Raw genomic sequence first — 2848 nt, 5'->3', positions numbered from 1 at the left:
GCCCGCCCCGGACGGCACCGCCACCGCCAGCCGCAGCCGCCCCGCCCGCCAGTCGGCGCCCACGTGACCGGTCGCCCGGCCGTCGCAGTCGGCGAAGGCGCCCCGCAGCTCGGCCGAGCCGCCCGGCGGCGGGGCGGGCCGCCCGGCCGGGAAGGCGCCCACGTGCACGGTCTCGACCCGGTGCGGCGCGGCGCAGTCCACCGGCGTGTACGCCGCCAGGGTCACCACGTCGACGAAGTCGGCGACCTGGCACACCCCGGCGGCCGGGGTGAAGGGCCCTGCGGCGGGCGGGGCCGCCCAGTCGTCGACCAGGTCACCGTCCAGCCCGCCGGCGTCGGCGCAGCCGGCCAGGAGCGCGGCCGTGGCGACGGCAGCGAGCAGGGTGGTCATCGCACGGCGCACAGCGGCCTCCCCCAGCCACCCGCGTCTCTCGACGGGCAACCAGACTACCCAGGGATGACCTTCCGGTGACAGACCGCACGCACGGTCACTTCCCGCACCGCCAGGGTCCTGCGGTCACGAAGGGCACGAAAGCCCACAGAATGCCGCCGGAGGAGCGGGCGGAGACGGGAACGGGCGGGTCAGACGGCGGCGGCGGCGAGGGGATTGGGGATCGGGGCGCCGGCGGTGCCGGGTGCGGCGGTGGTCGGGTCGGCGTTCAGCTCGACGACCCGGTTGTCGGCGTCGACGTGTACGACCCGCGGCCGGTAGGCGCGGGCCTCGGCGTCGTCCATCTGCCCGTACGAGATGAGGATGACCAGGTCTCCCGGGTGCACCAGGTGGGCGGCGGCGCCGTTGATGCCGATCACGCCGCTGCCCCGCTCGCCCGGGATCACGTACGTCTCCAGCCGCGCCCCGTTGGTGATGTCCACGATCGCCACCTGCTCGCCGGGGATCAGGTCGGCGGCGTCGAGCAGGTCCTCGTCGACGGTCACCGAGCCGACGTAGTGCAGGTCGGCCTGGGTCACCGTGGCCCGGTGGATCTTCGACTTGAGCATGGTGCGCAGCATCGGGATGCCTTTCGCGGAAGGTGGCGGGGGCGGGGTTCAGGAACGGGGGGCGAGCCGGATCGCCGCGTTGTCGATCAACCGGGTGGCGCCCACCCAGGCGGCCACGAGCAGCCGCGCCGGCCCGGAGACCGGCCCCGGTTCCAGGTCCGGGTCGGTGAGCACCAGGTAGTCGAGGCGCGCGCCGGGCGTACCGGCGCCGAAGGCCGCGTGCGCGGCGGCGAGCACCGCCCCCGCGTCACCGCCCTCGTCGGCGGCCGCGGCCCCGGCCCGCAGCGCCGCGGACAGGCTCAGCGCGGCCTCCCGCTCGGCCGGGGACAGGTAGCGGTTGCGGCTGGACAGGGCCAGCCCGTCCGGCTCCCGTACGGTCGGCACGCCGACCACCTCGACCGGCACGTCGAGGTCCCGGGCCATCCGCCGCACCAGGGTCAGCTGCTGGTAGTCCTTCTCGCCGAAGAACGTCAGGTCGGCGCGGGTGAGCTGGAGCAGCTTCAGCACCACGGTGAGCACCCCGTGGAAGAACCCGGGGCGGCTCTGCCCCTCCAGGTCCTCCCCCAGCGGGCCCGGGTTGACCCGCACCCGGGGCTGGCCGTCCGGGTACATGTCCGCCACGGCGGGGGCGAAGACCACGTCCGCGCCCGCCCGCCGGCAGATCTCCAGGTCGGCGTCGAGGGTGCGCGGGTAGCGGTCGAAGTCCTCGTTCGGGCCGAACTGCAACGGGTTGACGAAGATCGTGACGAGCACGTGGTCGGCGCGCTCCCGGGCCGCCCGCAGCAGCGTCTCGTGCCCGGAGTGCAGCGCGCCCATGGTCATCACGACGCCCACGGTGCCCTTGAGCCCGTCGCGCGCCGCCGCAAGCTCGGCGCGGGTGTGCACCAGTTCCGTCACCTGTCCCCCTCCGTCCACCGTCGGCCCGGTCACGCCGCCACCTCGCGCCGGTCGCCGGCGAGCACGCCGAGCAGCGACTCCGCGTCGACCGGCCGCAACCGGCCCGCGGCGATGGCCCGGTCGGCCGTACGTCGGGCCAGGGCCAGGTAGGGCGCCACCGACTCGGGGGCAGTCGCGGCGAGCCGCGCCAGGTGGCGCTCGACCGTGCCGGCGTCGCCCCGGGACACCGGCCCGGTCAGCGCGTCGTCGCCGAGGCGCAGCGCGTTCTCCAGGGCGGCCCGCAGCAGCGGGGCGAGCACCTTCTCCGGCTGGGCCACCCCGGCGTCGCGCAGCCGGTCGGCCGCCTCGTTGACCAGGGTCACCAGGTGGTTGGCGCCGTGCGCCAGCGCCGCGTGGTAGAGCGGCCGGTCCGCCTCGCCGACCCACTCCGGCACCCCGCCGAGGTCGGCGACCAGCCGGGCGGCCAGGGGGCGCAGCTCCGCCGGGGCGGTCACCCCGTACGAGATGCCGGCCAGCCGGGCCAGGTCGTCCGGCGTACCGGTGAAGGTCATCGCGGGGTGCAGGGCGAGCGGGCGGGCGCCCGCCGCGGCGGCGGGGGCGAGCACGGCCAGCCCGTGCGCGCCCGAGGTGTGCGCGACCACCTGGCCGGGGCGCAGCGCGCCGCCGTCGGCCAGGGCGGCGACCACCCCGGCGAGCGCGTCGTCGGGCACGGCGACCAGCAGCAGGTCAATGGCCGCCCGCGCCACGGCGGCGGCGGAGCGGCGGGGCACGTCGGGAAGCAGCAGCGCGGCCCGGGCCCGGGAGGCGCCGGAGCCGGCCGTGAGGGCGACGACCCGGTGGCCGGCGGCGGCGAGTGCGGCGCCCAGCACGGTGCCGACCCGGCCGGAGCCGACGACGCCGACGGTGAGGAGACGGGGGGTGGCAGCCGGCGGTACGGCGGCCCCGTGGGGGGC

Annotated in this window: 4 protein-coding genes; all 4 read right to left on the bottom strand. The window is 77.3% G+C overall.

Translation table 11 applies throughout. The features are described from left to right. Positions 1-390, bottom strand: a 390-nt coding sequence (locus F6X68_RS32005; RefSeq protein ID WP_192581636.1) for a septum formation family protein, incomplete at its 3' end; no start/stop codon positions are given. A gap of 191 nt (positions 391-581) precedes the next feature. After that, a complete protein-coding gene (gene panD / locus F6X68_RS32000; protein WP_151457733.1) occupies positions 582-1010 on the bottom strand; it encodes an aspartate 1-decarboxylase in 429 nt (142 codons plus the stop codon). 36 nt (positions 1011-1046) lie between these two features. Further along, positions 1047-1895: a pantoate--beta-alanine ligase gene (gene panC, locus F6X68_RS31995; protein ID WP_151457734.1), complete on the bottom strand. Its 849-nt coding sequence runs from the start codon at positions 1893-1895 to the stop codon at positions 1047-1049. A gap of 29 nt (positions 1896-1924) precedes the next feature. Continuing rightward, the coding region (locus F6X68_RS31990; RefSeq protein ID WP_151457732.1) for a Rossmann-like and DUF2520 domain-containing protein at positions 1925-2848 on the bottom strand (924 nt) is incomplete at its 5' end.

This window comes from Micromonospora sp. AMSO12t (assembly GCF_008806585.1).
Classification (GTDB): Bacteria; Actinomycetota; Actinomycetes; order Mycobacteriales; family Micromonosporaceae; genus Micromonospora; species Micromonospora reichwaldensis.
The sequence above is the reverse complement of the archived record's forward strand: the minus strand, read 5'-3'. Positions and strand labels throughout refer to the sequence as shown.

Bases quoted from the DNA above. Each gene is read 5' to 3' on its own strand.
- panD (WP_151457733.1), bottom strand. From the start codon at position 1,010: ATGCTGCGCACCATGCTCAAGTCGAAGATCCACCGGGCCACGGTGACC.